The organism is Synechocystis sp. PCC 6714 (genome assembly GCF_000478825.2).
GTDB lineage: Bacteria > Cyanobacteriota > Cyanobacteriia > Cyanobacteriales > Microcystaceae > Synechocystis.
The window spans coordinates 2440868-2461486 of the sequence record NZ_CP007542.1; the positions used below are offsets into that span (position 1 = coordinate 2440868).

A 20619-nucleotide genomic window follows, 5' to 3' on the forward strand; every position below is an offset into this window, starting at 1 on the left:
GGGCGATCGCCGAGGAATAAGTCGTGAATAGCGATGGATGTTTAAGGGATACGTTCAAACAGGATGATCTGATCAACGCCTTGCTGTCCCCCCCAGATCCTATCCCCAGTCCCATTCATCTGTAGAGTCTGTACATTCTGTTTATTGCCAGGAAAAACCGTAAATGACATCGTCTCTGGATTAAATTGATGGATCGAATTCGTGCCAAAATCAGAACTCCAGACCCGATCTTGGTTATCTACATAGGTTGAATATCCCCGGGGCCCCAACCCTGGTAGCTTATAAGAGTCCCAAATTTTAGTCTCTGGGTTAAAGCGCATCAAAGCCCCATTGCCCCAAGTTGTAATCCAAACATTGCCCTTAGAATCAGACCAAATGCGGCGGGAGCCATTGGCCTTATCATCCGGAATCGGGAACACCTCTGGGAGATAGGTTTTGGTGTTAATCCGAGCTATGTAATTCCCCGCCAAGCTAGTATACCAAACCTCCCCGTCAGGGGTTGCAGTCATGCCATAGGGGCCAAATCCCTGGGGAGCAGGGAAAATTTTGATATCTCCAGTACTCGGGTCTAAGCGCCCGTAATAGCCATTTTGAGCCGTAAACCAGAGAATTCCCTCACCATCAAATACGGGAGTATTTAAGTTGCCATAGCCCATACTGCCGGAGAACGGAGGAAGTTGAAAGGTCTTAACTTCGTGGGTTTCACGGTCAAACCGACGAATGGCATTGGACTCATCACAGATCCAAAGTCCCCCATCTGGGCCTAAAACCACACCATGGGGATGGGAACCGGTCCCTAATGGATAAAGCTTGACTTCGCCGGTTTTAGGATTGAGATGCCCAATTACACCAGACCATTGCCCATTAAACCAAACCGACCCATCAGGATCCGGAGCCACATCACGGGTGCCAATGCCTGGAACAGTGGGATAAATTGTAACTTTATAGCGGCTGGCATCATTGCCGATCGCCTCCGGTGCTGGAATCCCGGATGTTTTGTAGGTTGAGGCCGGCACAGGGGCCGCTAGGGCAGCCTCAAAACTGGCAGGCAAACAAAGAACGAGGGCAATTAGTAGGGATTTAGCTGGAAAGGGAATCATGGCAGTTATTTCAGTTACTGTAATGGTTGTTATGGAAGATTTGCGGGAAATAATGGATAGACTAACCGCAGCCAATGGCTTCTAGGTCATAGGTAAACCCTTTGGACTGGGGATAAAGGCGATAATTTTCCAGAATCTTGACATTAAACACATCCAGAACTTTCCCAGACTGATTAACTTGCAACGGCCCCCAGACAATTGGATTGGTGGAATCTGGAACAAAAATTGGAGCACCGGATTCAAAAATGGTGTCGTCTGAATATCGAGCAATTAACTGGGTTGGATAACTGGCGCCATCGGTCGTCACAGGGGTGAGTTTGATCGTAACGGTAGATATTGGGCGAGTAATCAGAAAATAGGTGTTGCCATGGGAGCCAAAACCAAGCTCAGGGCCAATGGTCACTCGAACGGTGTTGCCATCGGTGGAAGATACCTGGGGGGGCAGTGGTGCACAGGTTTCAGCGGTGGCTGTGCCAGCAAATAACACAGCGCAGATCATAAAAATTAGATTAATTTTCATTGAAGGAGATAATGTACCTTGAATTGACGTGAGTTCTGGATCAGGAATCGCTGAAGGCCTTGTTTTTAGTCAAGGTTTTCCTGTTGGGGTAACCAAAATAGGGCCAGCAAATTCCAACATTGTCAATTTTATTCGTACACGCTCTCACCATGGGTTCAAGGTGAACCAAATAGGTGCACAGATCAAATGAAATCTCTTATTTACCGCAGCCTTTCTAGCTTTTAGCACTACCCAAAACCCAGGTTAACGAGGTTTTTGCTCGGAACGGTAAAAGGGCTTTTTAACAACTTTTATTCCATAGGCTTTGCCCCGGACTTCTACTTCTAATTCCTGACCCACTTTTGCCAGCTCCATTGGGACATAACCCAAGGCGATCGCCTTTTGCAGGGTAGGGGCAAGGGTACCACTGGTAACAATACCGACGTTTTGACCGTTGTGGAGAATAGGGTAATCATGGCGGGCAATCTGTTTACTCAGCATTGCCAAACCCACTAACCTTTTTTTGACTCCGTCGGCTTTCTGTTTTTCCAACACTGCACGGCCAATAAAATCCCCTTTACTATCAAGATGTACCAACCAACCTAAACCTGCTTCCAGGGGCGTGGTGTGGTCATCCATATCCTGGCCGTACAAACCCATGGCCGCTTCCAGCCGTAAAGTATCCCTCGCTCCCAAACCGCAGGGGGTCACACCTTGAGCTAAAAACGTTTGCCAAAGTTGTTTTCCCGTTTCCGGGGAAACCATAATCTCAAAACCATCTTCCCCGGTGTAACCTGTCCGGGCAATGAACCCTTTTTCCCCTAATAATTCCGCTTCTAAGTGACCAAAAGCCGGCAGATTTTCTAAATCTCTATTGAATAAAGGTTCCAAAATGGCGATCGCCTCTGGGCCTTGGAGGGCGATTAAAACCTTTTCCCTCGACAAATCTTGAAAATTAATTTCCGTAGGTAAATGGGCCAATAGCCACTGTTTATCTTTGTCTGTCGTGGCGGCATTGACAATTAAAGTTACCTGCTCTTGTCCATCTGGGTTTTTACCCTGGTTATAAACAATAATGTCGTCGATGATTCCCCCTTGGGCATTCAACAATACAGTGTACTGGGCCTTACCGGGGGTTAAACGGTCTAAATCTGAAGGAACCAACCCTTGTAACGCTGTTAAAATCCCCGCCCCGGTCATCACAAACTTACCCATGTGGGAAATATCAAACATGCCCACTTTGTCTCGCACCGCTTGGTGTTCCTGTTTTAGCCCAACAAATTGCACCGGCATTTCCCAACCCCCAAAGGTTGTCAGCTTGGCAGTTTGTTCCGTAATGAGATCGTAAAGGGGAGTACGCAGGACAGGGGAAGAATTGGCCACAATGGTAAAAAATCGGTGAAGTCTCCCTTAAATGATAGATTTTTCCCCAACAAATCACAAAAAATCCCCCTGGTTAAAGGAGGATTGTGGAATCTGATTTCCCCAGAATTGGGGCTAGGGGGCTTTCAATACAAGTTTTAAAGCCAGACCTATTTCTCTGGCTCAGAGAATTCTGCATCGATGACATCATCGCCACTGCCACTGCTGGCACCGGGTTCAGGGCCACCAGTTCCGGGAGCACCGACCCCAGCATCCGCCCCAGCCTGTTGGTACATATTAGAACCAATGCTGTAGAGAACCTGTTGTAGTTCCGGCATCACCGTTTGGATTTTGGCATCATCTTCCTGGGCCACAGCCTCTTTCAGGTCTTTGATTAAACCTTCAGCCTTGGTTTTGTCAGCGGCGGGCACTTTATCGCCCAACTCGGTGATCTGTTTTTCCGCTTGGTAAACGAGGGAATCCGCTTGGTTTTTGCGGTCAATTTTTTCCCGGCGTTCCTTGTCAGCGGCGGCGTTGGATTCAGCTTCTTTGACCATCCGTTCCACCTCCGTATCGGGTAGGGTGGACGCCCCGGTGATGCTGATGGATTGCTCTTTGCCCGTACCCCGATCCTTAGCGGTGACATTCAAAATACCGTTGGCATCAATGTCGAAGGTAACCTCAATTTGGGGCACACCCCGGGGAGCAGGGGGGATACCGTCGAGGCGGAAAGTTCCCAAGCTCTTATTGTCGTTGGACATTTCCCTTTCCCCTTGGAGCACATGGATTTCCACGTTGCTTTGACCGTCCACCGCCGTGGAGAAGGTTTCGGATTTTTTGGTGGGGATGGTGGTATTGCGGGGAATAATTTTGGTCATTACGCCGCCTAGGGTTTCCACACCCAGGGAGAGGGGACAAACATCCAGTAGGAGAATATCTTTGACTTCTCCGGAGAGAACCCCCCCTTGGATAGCGGCTCCCACGGCCACCACTTCATCGGGGTTAACCCCTTGGTTAGGTTCTTTGCCGAGGATCTTTTTCACCACCTCCTGCACAGCGGGAATCCGGGTAGAACCACCGACGAGAACAACTTCATCCAAGGCAGATTTGTCGATTTTGGCATCCCGAATGGCATTTTCCACGGGAATACCGCAACGGTCGATGAGGTCAGAGCAAATCTCTTCAAACTTAGCCCGGGACAAGGTGGTGTCTAGGTGTTTGGGCCCATCCTGGGTGGCAGTGATGAAGGGCAGGTTAATTTCCGTTTGGCTCACGCCGGAAAGTTCAATTTTGGCTTTTTCCGCCGCTTCCGTTAACCGTTGCAGGGCTTGCTTATCTTTACGAAGATCAATGCCTTCGGCTTTTTGAAATTCTCCAGCCAGGAAATCAACGATTTTTTTGTCAAAGTCGTCCCCCCCTAGGTGGGTATCCCCGGAGGTGGCTAAGACTTCAAATACCCCTTCCCCCACTTCGAGGATGGATACGTCAAAGGTACCGCCACCCAAGTCAAACACAAGAATGGTTTCGTTATCTTTTTTATCTAAGCCGTAGGCTAAGGAAGCGGCGGTGGGTTCGTTGATAATCCGCAACACTTCAATGCCGGCAATTTTACCTGCGTCTTTGGTGGCCTGCCGTTGGGAATCGTTGAAATAGGCAGGAACGGTGATTACCGCTTGGGTAACGGTTTCCCCTAAATATTTACTGGCATCGTCCACCAGTTTCCGCAATACCTGGGCGGAAATTTCTTCCGGCGCAAACTGCTTGCCCTGGGCAGGACAATCTAATTTAACGTTGCCGTTGCCATCTTTGATCACGCTGTAGGCAACTTCTGTGGCTTCATTGGTGATTTCATCGTATTTACGACCAATGAACCGTTTGACGGAATAAAAAGTATTGCCTGGATTCATTACCGCTTGACGCTTGGCAATTTGCCCCACTAGGCGATCGCCATTTTTGGCATAACCAACCACCGAGGGGGTAGTGCGAAAACCTTCAGCATTGGCAATAACAGTGGGTTTACCCCCTTCCATTACGGCCACACAGGAATTGGTAGTACCTAGGTCAATCCCAACAACTTTTCCCATAATTTTAATTAACTCCCGTTAACAAGTAAGAATATAAGACACAACGATGGGCCGAAAAGCCATGGTTCCAATCCATTGCCTGGGGGCCGACACGTTCACATTCTTATAGTGACGGTAGGGGCTTAGTTCTCGGAAGTGCAGGTTTCCGTACCTATGGGGGCATTAGCCGTATGGGGTGTCCTTGTAGTCTGCTAAAACTAACTTAACTATGGTTGGTCACCACTTGAATTTGGGTAATTTTCCAAATGCCCTGGTGCCGTACTAATTGATAGCGCACAGTTAAATCATCCCTGGTAGCGGAGCCATTGGCCTGTTGATTACTGAGGGAAAAAGGTTGACTTATTTCTTCCACCCTGGCAGTGACGGTGGCCTGATTAGGATTTTTAGGATCAACTTGATAGGATAAAATTTCCAGCTTATGTTCGTACTGGCGATACCGTTGTTGGGCTTTGTCCTGTTGGGCTCGAACCCGTTGCTGGGCTAATAGATTGGGGGCCAAAACGCCGTCCAAGGCGGCGAAATCATGATCCGGGCCAAAGGCTAGTTTTTTACCGTCGAGCCAATTTTGCACCACCAGTTGTCCCACCTGTTGACTGAAGATGGGTTGGCTGAGAATTAGGGTCCGGCCAGTGGCGTCATCGGGAATAAATTCCGAAGCTTGGTTTAGGGATACGTCCAGGGGATCTTCAGCTAACGTGGCCAGGGGAGAGCCGGTACGGCTAATGACTAACGCAGCAGTTCCCCCCACAATGGCTGCTAGGCAAAGGAGGAAAATGCCAAAGCGTACAGGTTTAATGGTGACCCGTTTTTTGCGGCGGCGTTGGGGTTTATGTTCTGGGACGGCTGACCCCAAGCTAGAATTAACGGTGAAACCATTGCTGGGCCTTTCTCCCCCCATACCATTGCTACTGAGGGAGTCACTGTCATAGGCGATCGCCGGGGCCAGGGTGGTGGTGGAAAAGCCAGGGGAGTTATCGCTATCGGAGGAAATGGTTTCTCGGGAACGTCTGGAACTGCGGCTCCGTCGTGGGGGAGCGGTGGGGGCCAAGGGGCGATCGGGGAAAGCGGCAGAACTGTGTACCATGGGAGTTTGCGATTCCGTTGCAGTGCTAGGGAGGGTGTCGGGGGCAAAAGAATGGTCAGTGGTGAGGGAGTCTGGCTCTAGTTGTTCTAGATATTCCTGAACGGAAGGATTGTTGAAATAGGCTTTAAGGGAAAGAACCGCCGGAGAAAGATCACTAAAGTAGGGAGTAATTTCTTCCTCTAGCCACTGCTCTGTAAAAGTATAAAAAGCAGTCAGGGGATCTTCCCCCGCCGCCAACTTCGATTCGAGGCTAGTCGCTATTTTCGGCTCTCCCTGATCGATCGCCGCCAGAACTGTTTCCGTTTGACCCAATAATAATTCACAAATCGCCTTTTCTAGGGCTAAATCTTGACAATTTTCCAACTGTGCAATTAAAGATTTTGCTTCGACAATGGCAATGGGTTGTTGCTCTTTGACCCCTTCGGCCATCAGACTGTGGACCACTAGATAGCTGGCCACCAAAGACGGCCGTTGACTTTCGGGCAAAAATAGGGCGTTTTGCTCTGCCACCGTGAGATAACACCGCAGTTGGTGGATGAATTTTAGAAAGTCATCATTCCCCAACCCGGAATAATCTTCCCCTTTCCCTTCAATGCCCCCCCGGTCTTCGATCATTGCCTGCAATAACGCCAATCCCTGCTGGCGCTGGGCCTCCCCCTGTCCTTGCCGGGCCAAAAGTTCTAGGATGCGATAGGGTCTAAGGCGATAGAGCTCTTGGCGGATTTCTTCTTCCAACTCAGGAAAAGAATTGTCCTGTTGTAGACGGGCCAGGGCTTTGAGACTGGCGGTGGCCGCAAACTCGTACTGTTGCTGTTGCCAGCGTTCCCGGCTCAGTTCCCAATGGGCCAAAATCACCGAGAGCAGGTAATCCTGGGCTGTGCCCCCCCCCGGTGGTACGGGCTCGTGCAGGGTCGGCTCGCCATACTTTAGCACTAACTCATACTCCCCCAAGTCCAGCAGGATTAATAGGGCACCGATTTTTTGTTCTGGGCTGCATTCTAGCTGGGGCGTTGCCAGGGGTAGGGCTTCCCCCAGGGCCATATCTTCCACTCCCCACCATTCCCGGTCGTATGCCAAGCGTTTCTCTGGATCCCTTAGGGTCTCATAGGCGATCGCCAGTAGTTGATTACGGACATTTACTGCGGCATCACTAAATTCCCGCCGGGGCAATTGTAGGAGGCGATCTTGGTGGGCCTGCTCAATGGTTTCCTCACCGCTCTGGGGGGGAATGCCTAAAATACGATAGAAGTCGAGGGGGATAAACACCGGAAAAAGCCTTGGCAGGACAGGGTCAGTTTAAAAGCTAAAAGCTTATGGGAAGGGGCCGGCGATGGCGCTGGCGGTCTCCAGGCACTTAGAAGACATGTTAAAGGCTAATACCATACTATACGACAGCTTTTTTGTGACTAATAATTCGAAAAAAAGCGAAAAACCCGCTCTCTCAGCCCAATTTAGCCGCAAAAAATCATCCTTGATCCCCATGTTCCCTTGGTTCTTGCCAGGTGGCCACTGAAAGGAGGCTAGGGGGAATAGCTTGATCAGAGGGAAATTCCAGCAGGGTTTCCGACGTCATTAGGTAACCAGAATTGAGGAAAAACAGTAACAGTCTCCCGAGGGCAACCCATACCGCCTCGTCAAATTCCCAATCTCTGCCCCGTCCACTATGGCAGGCGATCGCCTGTAAAGCCCAAAAGTAGTTATTGCGGACAATGGAACCGCCTTTTTTGTAAGCTGGTAAATCCCCAGCGGCAATGACCAGTAAATCCGCCGCCGCTAACCAACATTTCATCAACACCTCAACCAAGGAAACAGTGTAACTACGCAAGATCAGGGACAAAGCGCAAGGAATAAAGGAAATAAGTTTAAAAGTTCTCTAAGATTAACGGGGAAAACTAGAAATCCACCACCGCCTCCACCTCCATGGTGCTGTCAATGGTGGCCTGGCAAACCACCTGAGCTGGGGTGGCCCGACAGTTACCGGTGGCCTCCGTTAAAGTTTCATCTACAATGCCATCTTCCGCAGTCCAGAGAAAAGTACCGATGACATTGTACTGATTGTTGTTGATTTTGCCATTGAGCAGTATGGGAGCGTCATTGTATTCCAGCACGAAGGAAAAACCCATGACATCGCCATTGTCATAGTGGAAATTAATGGTGCCGTCCCCCTCCGTGATGGAAAGCTGGTTACAGTCCATGGCCATTTCTTCACTGGGATCGGTCAGTTTGACAGAGCATTGCTGGGCCACAAAAGTGGTTTGGCTTTGGACACTTTCCTGAAAAATTGTCTCTTGGCTACGGACGATGGGGGCAAACAGTATCCCCCCCAGGGCGGCCATGGCCGTTATCAATGGCCATGGAGAGCTAAGGTCACGGATTTTGGTGAACATAATCAATAATGGCCCCGGTTAGGCCTTCTAGGGTGTACTCCGTTGCTTCAATGTCCACCCGCCCCAATTCCTTGAAACAACGTTCGGAAGTTTGGGGGCCAATGGAAGCGATTTGGCAATGGTCAATCAAGGGACGCCAATCCTGATAACCGTTAGCTTGGCTAGTCTGGGCTAATAGTTGTCGAAAATGGCTGACGGTTTTGGAACTGGCAAAGGTGATCACATTCACCGTTTGATTAACGATACTTTGCCATACTGCTGTGGGCATTTGGGCCGGACAGGCCGACTGATAGGCGGGCACTTCCGTCACCAATGCGTCTTTTTGCCTTAAGTCCTGGACTAATTGGGGGCGACCACCACTTTCCACCCGGGGAAAGAGGATGTTTAACCCGGCGGGGGATTGGGGAAAATGCTCCACCAGGGCATCGGCAATGAAATCCGGGGGAATGAAATCGGGCCTGATGCCAAATTTTTCTAAGCTTTGGGCCGTTTTTTTCCCTACCACGGCCAACTTTAACTTTGCCAAAGCCCGACTGTCCAAACCATGGTGTTGCAGTCTTTGAAAAAAGAACTCTACCCCATTGGCGGAAGTGAGGATTAACCAGTCAAAACTCCCCAACTTGGCGATCGCCTGGTCGAGGGGTTGCCAATGGCTAGGGGCAATGATTTCCAGGGCGGCCATGGCCAACACATTAGCCCCTTGCTGTTGTAAAAGTTCAGTGAACTGGCTAGCTTGGTCAGCGGCCCGGGTAACCAAAATAGTTTTGTGGGCCAAGGGCAGGGGAGTCAAAACGGGGGCAATCCTTTGATTAACAACATCGCCAATGACAATCACCGCCGGGGCCAGGGGCTGTCCTTGGGTTTTTTCCACAATATCAGTTAGGGTTCCCCCCCAGGTTTTCTGCCCAATGCGCCCGGCATTTTTAACTACCGCCACGGCGGTGTCCGCAGCCTTCCCAGCTTGGAGCAACTCCTGTACCAACAGGGGGAGATTTTTTGTGCCCATGAGAATAACCAAAGTGGGTAACTGGGCCAACAAAGGCCAGGACCATTGCTGGGGATCATGGCCGTCCATGACAAAAAAACCCGCCCCGCTATCCTTGGCTGTCAAAGGAATTCCCTCTAGTCCCGCACTGGCGATCGCCGAAGAAATACCCGGTATTATTTCGTAGGCACAATGGTAGGCCACCAGAATTTCTAGTTCCGGCACAATGCGGCCAAAAATCCAGGGATCGCCGCTTTTGAGCCGTACCACCCGTTTGCCCCGGCGGTAATGGTCCACCAATAACTGATTAATCTTGTCCTGGGGAGTGCTGGGCTGTCCCCCCCGTTTACCGACGAAAATCCGTTCACAATCCGAGGGGAGTAAATCAAATACATCCGGTGCCACCAGAGCGTCATAAATTAATACCTCTGCCCCAGCTAAAACGGCGATCGCCCGTTGGGTTAGGTAGGCCACCGGTCCCAACCCCGCCCCCACTAGATAAACCTTGGCCGGGGGAGACAACGGCAGTGAACACTTATCCATAGCTAGTCACAAAAAGCTAAATCACATTGGGATTAGGGCGATCGGCCGTGGCCACCAAAGCATTATGGGTGAGGTAATCCTTCAACCATTGTCGACCCTGGTCTAATAACTGGGGTAAAGTTTTCAGTGGCCAAAGACGGGCTGTACCATCGGCAGAAGCGGTCAACACCCAATTGCCATCGGGACTAAATTCCGCCGAGCGGACCCAGTTGCCGTGGCCCTCCAGGGTCATTAATTCCCGCCCAGAACGATCCCACAGCCTAGCGGTGCCATCATTGGAAGCGGTGACCACCATTTGACCATCGGGACTCCAGTTAACGGTGCTGACCAAACTTTGATGACCATATAGCACCGCCACCGTTTTACCGTTACGATCCCAGAGCCTGGCGGTATGATCGGCCGAGGCAGTGGCAATCAAATCCCCATCGGGACTAAATTGAGCTTGGTAAACAATGCTTTGGTGTCCTGCCAACGTCACCAGAGGACGGCCAAGGAAATCCCAAATCCTGGCGGTATTGTCCACCGAAGCGGTCAGGACATAGCGGCTATCCGGGCTAAATTGGGCAAAATAGACTGGACCTTCATGGCCCCGGCACAGACCCACTTCCCGGCCAACAATTTCCCAAATGCCCGCTGTATTATCATCTGCCGCTGTGACAATAAACTGGCCATCCGCGCTGAACTCCGCGGCAAAAATATTTTTTTCGTAGTGCCTCAACACAGCTAATTCTCGCCCAGTATTGTTCCAAACCCGGGCAGTGCCGTCCTTGCTAGCGGTGACAATGTATTGGCTATCGGGACTAAAGCGCACATTCAACACTGCATCCTGGTGCCCCCGCAGGGTGGTCAACTTTTTGCCAAAGACATTCCATAGTTGAGCCGTCTTATCCGCTGAGCCCGTTACCACCCATTGCCCATCGGGACTAAATTGCCCTTCCCGCACCCAGCCTTGGTGATCCGCCAATATTGCCAAGCATTCCCCGTCCATGGTCCACAAACGGGCTGTCTTATCCCGGGAAACCGTCAACAGGCGATCGCCTTTGGAACTGAAATGGGCATTGCGGACCCAATGGCGGTGGCCGGAGAGGACAATGATATTTTTCGGGGCAATATCCCACTGCCGGGCCGTTTGATCGGCGGACACAGTGAAAATATAGCGACCATCGGCACTGAAATCAGCGTCATAAATATCCTTTTGGTGACCCCGGAGAATGGTGATTACACTGCCCCCATGGGTCCAAAGTCGGGCGGTGCCATCGGTGGAACAGGTGATTACCCTTTCGCCGTCGGAGCTGAAGCGAGCGGAGTGGATGCTATGGTCATGGCCTCGCAAAATAGCCAAACATTTACCCTGGGCGCTCCAAATCCTAGCAGTACCATCATTGGAAGCAGTGATAATATGCTGGCCGTCAGGACTCCAGAGGGCATTGGTGACCCAGTTTTGGTGTCCCCTCAAAACAGCAACACATTGGGCCCCCAGATCCCAAATTCTGGCAGTGCCGTCGGCGGAGCCGGTGAGGATCCATTGTCCATCGGGACTGAATTGGGCATTGCGGACCCAACTGGTATGACCTTGACAAAGGCCAATTTCCCGACCTTCCAAATCCCACAACCGGGCAGTGCCATCCCTGGAAGCGGATAGCAAAATTTGGCCGTGGCAGTTAAATTCTGCATTACGGACCCAATTGGTGTGGCCCTGACAGAGGGTAAGTTGTTCCCCAGCAAAGTTCCAGAGCCTAACGGTGTTATCCCGACTGCCGGTGATTAAAAATTGATGATGGGGACTAAAATGGACGCTCCTTACCCCATCTTCGTGGCCCTGGAGAGTGGCAATTTCTTGGCCGTGGCGTTGCCAAAGTTTAACGGTGCGGTCAACGGACGCAGTGGCAAAATACTGGCCATCGGCACTCCAATCCACAGCGGTAATAGCTCCCTGGTGGCCCCGCAAAACGGCAATCAATTCCCCATGGAAAGACCAAAGATAGGCCAGCCCGTTGTTGGTGGCGGTGAGCAATAGGGGGGGGGCATTGGCAATGGGAGGACTAATACGCAAGCCGGTGACGGGGGCTTCATGTTGGCAGCGATTATGTTCGTTGATCTGGCCAAGGATACTGTGGAGACAAAGCCAGGGGGCTAAACTAGGATATTCCACGAGGGAGGTTTCCGGTGTGATCAACTTTTGCAATTCCTGGCCAGTTTTAACCGCTGCTAATAGGGCTTCTAGGGGGTAACTAACAAATTGTTTGAAAATAAACTGGCATTTTTTCTCCAAGTTGATACCGGCCACTAGTTTTTGGTACTGCAACTGGGCCGCCTTGAGCTTTTGGGCTGTCACCTGTTCCTCCGCACTGGGGCCAGCTTCCAATGCCGCCACTAGGTCTTCATTTTCCTGTTGGCGATCGCCAGGGGAGGGGGGAAGGGCATTGGGGTTGGATTTACTACCCCGGCAGCCGGCACTAAGGAGCGCAGAGGAGGGAAGCACGATTGCTTTTCCCCGGAGGGCGTGGGCTAAATGGGGGGTACTGAGGCGGTAATAGGCCACGGTGCCTTGGTAAATTACACTGACCAACCGACCACGGCAGAGCAGTACCAGCAGCAGTTGCAGTTCTTGGATGTCTCCCTGGGCGAATTGGGGGCTGGTTTCCCCTTCCGAACTATCTGGGACATAGAGGGCAATCAATAGTTGGTCGACGGTCTTAAGGCAGAGAGTTTGCTCGCCATCGGCCAAATTTTTTAGCAATTGCAGAGCCTTTTTGAGTAAATTGGGCGGCAGAAAGGCTAGATATGTTTGGATGGCTAGGGTGAGCCATTCGTCGGTTTTTTTACCCTGGTAATCCGCCGATTTAGTAATTTGTTGCTGTTCTAATACGGTTCCCAACAGTTGTAAATCAATGGGGTGGAGCCAGGGTTCCTGCTCCCAGCCGGCATCTATGGCTAGGTCCCCCAAAAACTGAGACTGTAGGCTGGGGGGCCAAGGATGGCGGGATTGGGCCATGGCCTGGGCTAACCAGGCTTCCGCCTGCCCCAAAGTGAGAGGGGGGATGGTTTGATATTGCAGGGGCGGCAAAGATTGTTCTTCCCCCAATTGTCCCTTTAACTCCGTATAAAGATCGGCGATCGCCGTGGGGGGTAGAGAGATCAATAAACGTACTCCCTGGGATGGAGCCATCGTCAACAGCCATTGCCAGAGTGCCCGGGCCAGTTCCTGCCGACGGAGGGACAGATTTTGTTGCCAGGGCAGGGTACCGTTATCCCCATCCAAAATTAGGAGCAGATCCAGCGGGGGTAAGGCTTCTAGGGTAGAGAGCAATGCTGGAGCTGTGACTTGGCCCAGGGAAGGGAGACTGAAACGCTCCCCCAGATGAGCCCACAATTTTTCTGCCCAACTGGGGCTAAACTCCAGTCTTATTACCCGTTCCGGAGACATTTGTTGCATCACTTCTCCAGCCAGCCAAGAGGTTTTGCCCCCCCCCGGTTCCCCCGTCAGCACCAAGACGGGCATTGGCTTCTGGGTCCAGACTTGTTGTAATCCATGCCAGGTAGAGGAAATATTTGTTTTTATTTCCGGAGCTTTAGGAGTGGGCACCGTTCCACCAAGGATTTTTTCCGGGGCGAGGGGATGGCGGCAAAGGCGTTGTTCTGGCCAACAGGGCAGAGGGGTGGGGCCAATAAACACCCGTTCTCCCAAACGATATTCCCGGCCTTGATATTCCTGGTCAATGGCCAATGCCCCCAGCCAGTCCTGCAACTGTAGATAGCATTCCCGCAATTCCACCAGAATAGCTAGGGAAAGACGGGGGTCATCGTCAAAGGACACCAGGGTTTGGGCCTGGCGCAGGGTGATGAGAGCTTCTTTGATTTGGTCATTGGCCAATTGCACCCGACCACTGAGATAGTGCAAATTTGCTAAACAGGGGCGATAATCCTGGGTTTCGGCTTGTTTAGGGCGGGTTTCAAAGGCTCGCTTTAGGGCTTCCTTGGCTTCGTCAAATTTCCATTGTTCCACCAGCGCCTCACAGAGATAACCATAGGCCAGGGAAATTAACCCCTGTAATTCCAGCTCTGTCCAGGGTTTATCCTCATTCCGTTCTGGGGTGGTGTCCGTGGCGGCAAAGGGGGACAGTTGATAGAAAAAAATTAGACAGTTTTCTGCCATCTGCCGCATTTGTTCCCAATCTTCCAATCCCCGCAGCACTTCCCCTGCCACCTTTAAAATTTCCCCATTGGCAAAGCGCCATTGTTGATTTTCCAGAACGGCGATCGCCGTGGCGACATAGTGACGAGTTTGTTGCCAAAGTTGGTGACCACGGCTTTTTTCCCCATAGGCTTGGAGTAGGTAAAGGTAAGCTAACCGCAGGCTCAGCCAAATAATTGGTTCCCCATCTCCCAGAAGTTGCCACACATCTAAACTTTCTTGGTAGTGGCATCGGGCTTGTTTTCTACCCACTTCCCCTTGGCTTTCCCGGGCAAAACCCTGCAACAGGGATAATTTGGCCTGGAGAATGCTGATGGGTTCTAGCTCCAGATTCTTTTTTTGGTCAACAATTTCCGCTAACCAAGGAGATAGATTCGCTCGCATTTGCTGACGTTGTTCCGGTGCAAAGGGGGAAGGTTCTCGCCAAATCCATTGCCACAGTTCATCGGTGCATTGTTCCAAATCCCCGGCCCCCAACCGTAGATCCAGCCAATGGCTTTTGCCGTCCAAAAAAGTTTGCAGACCTCGAAAAGCTTCTTCAATGGCGGGGGGCACCAGCACCACCCAATGGAAATGTTTTTCCCCACAGCGTTGTTGTTTCACCGAGGCAAGCTGGGCCAAAAATGCCTGGGGATCCGGTTCCTCCGTCAGGCCAGTAATTAAAATCACTTGCCCCGTAAACTGTTCCCATTGCTGCAACACCCTTGATAGTTGTTGCTTTTCCCCCGCATCCAAAATGAGGATTTCCCCGGCGATCGCCGTCGAGTACCAATCTTCCACCCAGGTGAACTGCCCCGCTAGGCAAAAATAAAGATCGTCCTGGGTCGCCCGTTGCCCAACCCGGTCAGCGAGGGACCGCAAAAGTTCTTGTTGCTGGGTGAGGCAGGATAACATGGCAGTCATCGGTATGAGTGTGGTGGTTGATGGGGAAGTTTGCCACTCAGCGCTAGCTGGTTAGGAATATTTTTTTGTCTAATGGGAAAATGGCACAGCAGAGATAGCCCGATCTAGCGGCTTACGTTCCGCTTGAGCCGATCCAGTTCCGTTTCCACTTCCCATTTTTTAAACTCCGCTTCCAGGGGGTCTAGCTCTCGATGGTAGGTTTCCCCTGTATTGCCCTGGTTCCAGCCCATGGTATCCGCCGCTCTCCTTTGGGCTTCAGAAGCTTTTTGCTGGGCGGCCACTTGCTTAGCTTTTTGCGCCACTTCCTTTTGCCGTTGCTGGATTTCCTTGAGCAAATTTTGGGCTTGGCTAATGCGTTGTTCGGTTCCGGCCCGTTGCCCCCAGACCTGATTGCCCTGGCGCAGTAATGTTGCTTCCCTTTCCTGGGCTTTCTGGGCTAGATCTTCCCTCCCCGCAACCTGGGCCTGTTGAATGCGGCTGTGCCAGGCTTGAATATCTTGGGCGAGGTTCAAAATTTGATTTTCCTGATCCTGTTTTTTGCGCTCCAAGTCCACCAATAGGCGGCGGGCATCGGCTTCCTGTTCCTTCAACTGCTCCAACAGGGCCTCCAATTCTAGATGGGGGTTGTTGTGTAAAAACTCTTCTAGACGGTCTTCCAAAAAACGGCCGACATCATCAAACACGCCCATCGCTACAATCTTCCCAAAAAAATCAATGTAGGTGCGCCTAAAGGCTTTGCCCTACTTCAAGATACCCTGTTTTTCCTTCTCCTATCACTGCTCAGCAACCAAGATCTTGACTACTTTGAGGCGATCGCCAAACTTCACAAAAATTTATGTACCAAGGGTTTTTTTCTCTAAAATCTGCTTTACCCTAATGGACAAACTAGCTTAAATCTGAGCTTTCCGGCGTTGGAACAGGTACAAGATGAATATTGAAGCAAAGCTAAGTCAAGCCCGTTCCTGGTTGGATGAGTTGGGCAATGCCATTTCTGATCTGGTGGGGGTTGCGCCAGAAGTGTTTGAGGATGAAAAGCTTAAGCAGGATTTGGCAGATTTTCGCAGGGCCTACGATCAGGCGGTGCATGATTTGGCTAATCCCAGTTTACGGATTGCGATGATCGGCACAACGTCTTCGGGCAAGTCAACGATTGTTAACGCCTTGATTGGCCGACGAATTGCGCCCATTGAGGCGGGGGAGATGAGCGGCGGAGTTTTACGTATTAAGCATGGTCAGGGTAGTCATTTAAAGATTGAGGAGACTGAAGGAGCGGCCTGGGAAACGGGGGAATGGTCTGGTTTGAGCGATGAGGAAATTTATGACCGCATTCAACGCACAATGCATACTTACCATGAGGTGAGGAGAAAAGCAGACTATATTGCGCCCCAAATTGAAGTAAGGCTACCGATTTTGCCTGCTTGTGATCGGGAATTATCAGGACTACCGGAAGGGTTAGCGATTGAGTTTGTGGATTTACCGGGTTTAAAGTCTATCCAAGATCGGGGAAATCTTCAGGTGATTCAATCCCTTGTCGGTAAGGCTTTTTGTCTAGTTGCACTGGATTATGGACAGGTTGATGAAGTGCATCGTCAGAAATTGTTGGGAGAATTAAAACAGATTATTGATTATTTTGACGGCAAAACAGACTCAATGATTTTTATTTTAAATCGGGTTGATAATCGTAAATCAGATGATATTCCCTTAGAAAGTCGAATTACTAAGCTAAGCCAAGAAATCAAAGAAAATCTAAAACTTTCAGAATATCCTGACATCATTCCCTTTAGTGCGAACATCTTGTATCAAGCTCAATGTGCTTGGGGGATTAATAACCTTAAAGGGTCATCTTTGGTTGCTCAGACTGAACGATTAAAACGATTAAGAGCAATGTTTTCTGATTGTTCTAGTTTGATAACAAAAGAAATTGAGAAAAGTAAAAAACCTTCAACACCTTTACCAGTAAAGGGCACTTTTAAAAAAATTCTCTTGCAAAATCAGGATTTAAAATCGTGGTTTCGTTACATTGAAGATCGGGTTAGGGAAGAAAAAAAGATTACTGACGAAATGATGCAGACATTGGTGAAGTATGCTTTACTTTGGAGTGGCGGGAATAGTTTATGGAGTTGTATTCGGTCAAGAATTAATAATTCTTTTGAGGAATTGGTAGTCAATCCGATATTAATGGATGTTTATGTCAGTAGTGATGCTGTGATTGAGAGATTAAATTTAAAGCTTGAAGCTACTAAAGGAAGCAATGAAGAAATTGAACTAAAAATTCAGCAAATAAAAGAAAAGCGTCCTACATTGAAAGAACAATTGCAAGAAAAAAAGATTTTTTTTATCAATGAAATTAATGATTTTATTGAAGATTTAATTAAGATTGGGCTTTCATATAGTAATCCAGCTCTTGCATCTATCAACAATGACGATGACCTTAGTATATTTACTACTCTTAGAAATGAAAGTTCAAATGGCAAACTTTTAATGGAAATGAATGTCGCAATTAAATATATTCAGTCAGAGCTAAATAAAGAATTGATAACGAAATTATTGGATGCTTTTGAATCTAACAAACCATCCTATGATTTAGAAGATGAGCTTAATAATTTTCTTAGCCCACCTCTCGCCAAAAGCCTTGCTCGCTCTTACGATACTGTGAGCAGACTAATTGGTGATTATAAGCTAGAAGATGATTTAATGATAAAATCTATCCCCATAACTGATCAGCAAGCCATAGAAAAGTTAAGAGAAGATGAACATACAATCTTGATGTTATATGAAAATATGGATCAAGCCATTAGGGAAAAAACAGAATTTTTAATTCAGGCTCAGGAACCCAAACTACTAGGTTTTGTTGAGAAGCTTTTTGATAACTACATCCAGGAACTATGTTCAATTTTTAATGAAATCGAACTTCCTATTAAACAGAGTATCTTAGCAGACTGGAAAAATAAAACTAAAAATAGTAGCCAATTTTCTTCATTGCCTGAAGATATATTTAATATTTCAGAACCAATATTTGTAGAATCTAAAGACAAGAAAAAAGAATTTGCTGGCACTGAATCATATTATGTTGATGTGCAGAAAACTCGCTATGAGCAATATACAGAGACCTACAAGAAAAAATTCCTATTCTTTTTTAAGAAAGACGCTACCCGCACCAGCACTCGTCCAGTTAAATATACTGAAAAGGAAGAGAAAGAGCGTAAAATTTTTAAAGATGTAGAATACCGTAAATTTGCCTTCCCTAAACCTATTGTGATGGCCAGGCAATGGTCAGATGCTGTTGAGTCAGACAAAATGGCATTATTAGACGTTTTAAAAATTTGGATGTCTCAATATGCCGATCAATCTATTGAACAATTTGAAATCATTAGCAATGAAGTTTTAGATTTTGCTGAAATAAGCTTAGACGAAACACAAAATTCACTTAATTTGAATTTAGAACAACAACAAAAATTATTAGAAATTATTCAACCTAAATTTCATCAGTTACTTGAATTAAGAAAGGAGATTTTACGATAATGAAAATCACGCTTTTTGGATATGAAATAATATCAATAGAAAATCAACCAAAATCTGACAATAAAAATTACGAATCCACCGATGACGACCAAGAAAAAATATTTAAAAACAGAAGAACTGATAATTTATTTAGAGAAAGTCAAGACAGTGAAATTCAAATTTCCTCTGTATCACAGCCACAAAAAATAGTAAATCCCAAAACATTAATTCTCGCAATTTATCCAGACAAAAATCTAAATTTATTTCAGCAACTAACTGTTCCATTAGCTAGATCTGTATGTGAAAAACTCTATGAATCTACTCAATATCTCCGTATAGACAATAATTTGTTTTTCAAATCTAAGTCAAATAAAATTCAAGATTTTAAAGTTCAAAAAGGAGAAGAGTGTGATGACGATATTCACTTAATCAGGATATACCTCAACGACAATGATGAACGATTTAATCAACGAGTTAATCAGGTTGATCGAATTAGAGCTTTTCGTGAATTACCTAATTTAGTTGACGATATTCAGGTATCTCCTCGTCTAAGGATAGAAGCTGGAAATTTATTTAATCTTTACCATCGCTAAGAAAGTATTATGATTATCAACACTGATTTATTACTTAATAATCCAGAGATCATTAAAGGTTTAGTATCTGGAGAAATGACTCGCTATGGTAGTGTAATTCGCTGGACTAAAGGCGTTGGCCCTCACGCTGGTAATATTGTTAAACATTTGGCAGAATCACCGTCTTTGACGAATAAAATGATGTTAGTCGGAGTTGATCCTGCTTTAGGTAGTGGAGCGATTGCTGCCGATATTGTTGGGCATGGAATGAATTATCATAAATTGCTGGGAATTGACAAAAAAATTACGGGTATTAGTGACAATTTAGTCAAAGTAATGGGATTAAGTCAGCTTTCAGCAGGAGCTAGCATTTTAAATTTAGGAGTAAGTGCAATCGGTTTTGCTTACATGGGCTATAAATTACACCAAATGCAAAAGTCTATCAATGTTTTACAATCTACAATGACCGATGGATTTAATCGTGTTGAAGCTAATCTAAACAGTTTGAAGTATAAAATTGATTCTGGCTTTAGCATTATGATTCAAGGACTAAAGCATCTTGATAATCGTCTCGATAACATTTCTGGCCAATTAGCTTACCTCTACTTAATCACCCAGGACAATCGTAAAAAGCAAGAGAAGTTAGCTGCCGCAGTTGCTCATCTTCACCAAACAAATTTAATTCGAGAGATTTCATTATTACAAGCAGAGCTAAATGATAGAAGTCGCTTTCCTGATGAATCTCCAAGGCAAGCAATCAAAACCGCTTCCCACGTTAGATTATTTCTGAGCAGTGAAGCCCAAAAAATAACGCCAGAAGTAGAAGCAGAATTGCTTTTAAATAGTGATGTTGCCATTCAAGGTTGGGTTGTAGCCACAGCGACAGAAGCCAATTTATTGATGGAGATTGGGCAATTTCAGGAAGCAAAATCTCTTCTAAGTGATGAAGTTTCAAAATTCCGACAGATTGCCGAGCGTTGGGCATTCGCTTTGTTAAATAATGAAAGCCCAAAAATCAATACCATTTATCGGTTTGACTCACCGTTATTTAGCGATTATGTGTCACAAGAAAGAGTACAAAGAGTTTTGTCAATTTACCCATCTGAGCAATTTTTAGATCCTGCCAAGGTTCAATGGTTAAAAAGTAGTGTTAATGCAGAATATAAAACTTCCTATGCTTCCGAACGCTACAATCAAGCTTGGCAATATAAACAACTGGCGATCGCCGAATATTTGGATACCCTCAGCGAATTATTAGCTCGATTAGATACCTTGCAAGACTTTGCCCAACTGTGCCAAGACCGGGGCGTAAAAAGTAGTAAAGAGTTGCTTCCCGATAGAGATGCGGAACTAGGACTTTATCTATTACCAGGATAGTAAGGGATTATCATATCTATTCCCAAG

The 20619-nt window shown here is 47.8% G+C and carries 13 protein-coding genes; 3 read left to right on the forward strand and 10 right to left on the reverse strand.

Features of this window, described 5'->3' with window-relative positions; all coding sequences use genetic code 11:
- Positions 1 to 41: 41 nt before the first annotated feature.
- From D082_RS11175 to D082_RS11220, 10 genes are all read right to left on the reverse strand, one after another.
- A complete protein-coding gene (locus D082_RS11175) occupies positions 42 to 1100 on the reverse strand; it encodes a hydrolase (RefSeq protein WP_028947596.1) in 1059 nt (352 codons plus the stop codon).
- 61 nt (positions 1101 to 1161) lie between these two features.
- Entirely contained in the window at positions 1162 to 1620 is a 459-nt protein-coding gene (locus tag D082_RS11180) for a hypothetical protein (RefSeq protein WP_028947595.1), read from the reverse strand.
- Between the two features lie 243 nt (positions 1621 to 1863).
- Positions 1864 to 2982, reverse strand: a complete 1119-nt coding sequence (gene gcvT, locus D082_RS11185) for a glycine cleavage system aminomethyltransferase GcvT (protein WP_028947594.1) — start codon at positions 2980 to 2982, stop codon at positions 1864 to 1866.
- Positions 2983 to 3131: 149 nt separating this feature from the next.
- On the reverse strand, positions 3132 to 5045 hold the full coding sequence (gene dnaK, locus D082_RS11190; protein ID WP_028947593.1) for a molecular chaperone DnaK: 1914 nt from the start codon (positions 5043 to 5045) through the stop codon (positions 3132 to 3134).
- 202 nt (positions 5046 to 5247) lie between these two features.
- Positions 5248 to 7395, reverse strand: coding sequence for an IMS domain-containing protein (locus D082_RS11195; RefSeq protein WP_028947592.1), 2148 nt, complete (start codon positions 7393 to 7395; stop codon positions 5248 to 5250).
- 199 nt (positions 7396 to 7594) lie between these two features.
- Positions 7595 to 7924, reverse strand: a complete 330-nt coding sequence (locus tag D082_RS11200) for a hypothetical protein (RefSeq protein ID WP_081857702.1) — start codon at positions 7922 to 7924, stop codon at positions 7595 to 7597.
- 97 nt (positions 7925 to 8021) lie between these two features.
- Positions 8022 to 8516: a hypothetical protein gene (locus D082_RS11205; protein ID WP_028947590.1), complete on the reverse strand. Its 495-nt coding sequence runs from the start codon at positions 8514 to 8516 to the stop codon at positions 8022 to 8024.
- Positions 8497 to 10044: a uroporphyrinogen-III C-methyltransferase gene (cobA, locus tag D082_RS11210; RefSeq protein WP_051738826.1), complete on the reverse strand. Its 1548-nt coding sequence runs from the start codon at positions 10042 to 10044 to the stop codon at positions 8497 to 8499. The genes D082_RS11205 and cobA overlap by 20 nt, the downstream gene beginning before the upstream one ends.
- Positions 10045 to 10060: 16 nt before the next feature.
- Entirely contained in the window at positions 10061 to 15142 is a 5082-nt protein-coding gene (locus D082_RS11215; RefSeq protein ID WP_028947588.1) for a WD40 repeat domain-containing protein, read from the reverse strand.
- A gap of 104 nt (positions 15143 to 15246) precedes the next feature.
- Positions 15247 to 15831, reverse strand: coding sequence for a TIGR04376 family protein (locus tag D082_RS11220; protein WP_028947587.1), 585 nt, complete (start codon positions 15829 to 15831; stop codon positions 15247 to 15249).
- A 238-nt stretch (positions 15832 to 16069) separates the two neighbouring features.
- Here D082_RS11220 and D082_RS18105 point away from each other — a divergent pair, with 238 nt between their 5' ends.
- Genes D082_RS18105 through D082_RS11235 form a run of 3 tightly spaced genes read left to right on the forward strand, consistent with a single transcriptional unit; the run spans position 16070 to position 20592 of the window.
- Positions 16070 to 18664, forward strand: coding sequence for a dynamin family protein (locus tag D082_RS18105; RefSeq protein WP_081857647.1), 2595 nt, complete (start codon positions 16070 to 16072; stop codon positions 18662 to 18664).
- Positions 18664 to 19236: a hypothetical protein gene (locus D082_RS11230; protein ID WP_028947586.1), complete on the forward strand. Its 573-nt coding sequence runs from the start codon at positions 18664 to 18666 to the stop codon at positions 19234 to 19236. Before D082_RS18105 ends, D082_RS11230 begins: the two co-directional genes overlap by 1 nt.
- A gap of 9 nt (positions 19237 to 19245) precedes the next feature.
- Complete coding sequence (locus D082_RS11235) at positions 19246 to 20592, forward strand: hypothetical protein (protein WP_028947585.1); 1347 nt, start codon at positions 19246 to 19248, stop codon at positions 20590 to 20592.
- The last annotated feature ends 27 nt before the right edge of the window (positions 20593 to 20619 follow it).

Coding starts and splice junctions, on each gene's coding strand:
- D082_RS11175 (WP_028947596.1), bottom strand. CDS start 1,100: ATGATTCCCTTTCCAGCTAAATCCCTACTAATTGCCCTCGTTCTTTGT.
- D082_RS11180 (WP_028947595.1), bottom strand. CDS start 1,620: ATGAAAATTAATCTAATTTTTATGATCTGCGCTGTGTTATTTGCTGGC.
- dnaK (WP_028947593.1), bottom strand. CDS start 5,045: ATGGGAAAAGTTGTTGGGATTGACCTAGGTACTACCAATTCCTGTGTG.
- D082_RS11205 (WP_028947590.1), bottom strand. CDS start 8,516: ATGTTCACCAAAATCCGTGACCTTAGCTCTCCATGGCCATTGATAACG.
- cobA (WP_051738826.1), bottom strand. CDS start 10,044: ATGGATAAGTGTTCACTGCCGTTGTCTCCCCCGGCCAAGGTTTATCTA.
- D082_RS11215 (WP_028947588.1), bottom strand. CDS start 15,142: ATGACTGCCATGTTATCCTGCCTCACCCAGCAACAAGAACTTTTGCGG.
- D082_RS11220 (WP_028947587.1), bottom strand. CDS start 15,831: ATGGGCGTGTTTGATGATGTCGGCCGTTTTTTGGAAGACCGTCTAGAA.
- D082_RS18105 (WP_081857647.1), top strand. CDS start 16,070: ATGAATATTGAAGCAAAGCTAAGTCAAGCCCGTTCCTGGTTGGATGAG.
- D082_RS11230 (WP_028947586.1), top strand. CDS start 18,664: ATGAAAATCACGCTTTTTGGATATGAAATAATATCAATAGAAAATCAA.
- D082_RS11235 (WP_028947585.1), top strand. CDS start 19,246: ATGATTATCAACACTGATTTATTACTTAATAATCCAGAGATCATTAAA.